Here is a 1,948-nt window from a genome sequence, read left to right as displayed (position 1 = left end):
AGATCGAGGACGCGATCGCGGAGCATCCCGGGGTCGCGCAGGCGGCGGTCGTGGTCCGCGAGGACACCCCCGGCGTGAAGCGCCTCGCCGCCTACGTCGTCTCGGCCGGGAGCGGCCCCGCCGGGGGCGGCCTGGACGTCGCCGGCCTGCGCAACGACCTCGCGCAGCGCCTGCCGGAGTACATGGTCCCGTCCGCGTTCGTCGTGCTCGACGAGCTGCCGCTGACCGTCAACGGCAAGCTCGACCGCACCGCCCTCCCCGCGCCCGACAGTTCGGGCGCCGGCCGCGCCCCGAGGGACGCCCGCGAGGAGATCCTCTGCGGCCTCTTCGCCGAGGTGCTGGGCCTGAACGCGGTCGGCCCCGAGGAGCACTTCTTCGACCTGGGCGGCCACTCGCTGCTCGCCACCCGCCTGACCAGCCGGATCCGGACCGTCCTCGGCAGCCCGCTGACGGTCCGCGACCTCTTCGAGGCGCCGACCCCAGCCGGACTCGCCCACCGGGTCGGCGACGGCGGCGAGCCGCGCACCGCGCTGACCCGCCGGACACGGCCCGCCGACCTGCCGCTCTCGCACGCCCAGCGCCGGATGTGGTTCCTGCAGAACCTGGATGGCTCCGGAGCCACCTACAACGTGCCGCTGGTCGTCCGGGTCAGCGGCCGCCTCGACCGGGACGCCCTGGCCGCCGCCGTGCACGCGGTGACCGAGCGTCACGAGAGCCTGCGGACGGTCTTCACCGAGCGCGACGGCGAGGTCTTCCAGCAGGTGCTGGAGCCGGCCGGCACGCTGCACGTCGTGGCCTCCTCGGAGGCGGCGCTCGCGGCCGACGTCGAGACGGCCGTCCGGCACGGCTTCGACCTCGCCACCGAACTGCCCCTGCGGGTCACCCTGCTGGAGATCGCACCGGAGGACCACGCCCTCGTCCTGCTGTTCCACCACATCGCCGGCGACGAGTGGTCGATGCTCCCCTTCATCGAGGACCTGACCACCGCCTACACCGCGCACGGCGACGGCCGGGCACCCGACTGGGCGCCGCTGCCCGTGCAGTACGCCGACTACACCCTCTGGCAGCAGGAGCTGCTGGCCGGCGCCGACGACCCCGACAGCCTGCCCGGCCGTCAGGTCGACTACTGGCGCCGGGCACTGGCGGGGCTGCCCGAGGAGCTGCCGCTGCCCACCGACCACCCACGCCTCCCGGTGGCCGGCTACCGGGGCGACACGGTGTACGCCCAGGTTTCCCCCGCCGTCTACCGGGGTCTGCGCGAGGCGGCCCGCAACGCCGGCGCCACCACGTTCATGGTGCTCCAGGCCGCCGTGGCGACCCTGCTGCACCGGCTCGGCGCCGGCGCCGACATCCCTCTCGGCGCCCCGGTCGCCGGGCGCTCCGACAGCGCGCTGGACGGCCTGGTCGGCTTCTTCGTCAACACGCTGGTGCTGCGCAACGACCTCTCCGGCGACCCGACCTTCGCCGAGCTGCTGACCCGCACCCGGGACACCGACCTGGCCGCCTTCGCCCACCAGGACCTCCCCTTCGACCGCCTGGTCGAGGCCGTGAACCCGCGCCGCGTACCCGGCCGCCACCCGCTGTTCCAGGTGATGCTCGGCTACCAGCAGAGCGACGGCCAGGCGGGCCGCCTGCTCGGCCTGGAGAGCCGGATCCTGCCGTTCGAGCTGGGCGCCGCCAAGTTCGAACTCGACTTCAACTTCGAGGAGACCCCCGCCGCCGAAGAGATCGACATCGCCTTCGAGTACGCCACCGACCTCTACGGGCGCGGCACCGCCGAGGCCCTGGTCGAGCGGCTGCTCGCCGTCCTGGAGCAGGTTGCCGCCGACCCGCACCGCCGGATCGGCGCCCTCGACGTGTTGACGGTGCGTGAGCGTGGTCTGGTGTTGGGGGAGTGGGCGGCGACGGGTCGTGGGTTGCCGGATGCGACGGTGGCTGATCTGTTGGC

General features: G+C 74.0%; 1 protein-coding gene. It reads left to right on the top strand.

Going from position 1 to position 1,948, the window contains the following annotated elements; all coding sequences use genetic code 11:
* Positions 1-1,948 (top strand): condensation domain-containing protein (locus ACFUK0_RS40130; RefSeq protein ID WP_380259030.1); only part of this gene is annotated, 1,948 nt, incomplete at both ends.

This window comes from Kitasatospora sp. NPDC057223, from assembly GCF_042669755.1.
Classification (GTDB): domain Bacteria; phylum Actinomycetota; class Actinomycetes; order Streptomycetales; family Streptomycetaceae; genus Kitasatospora.
Note: the sequence above shows the minus strand (reverse complement) of the source record. Positions and strands in the feature narration are given on the sequence as shown.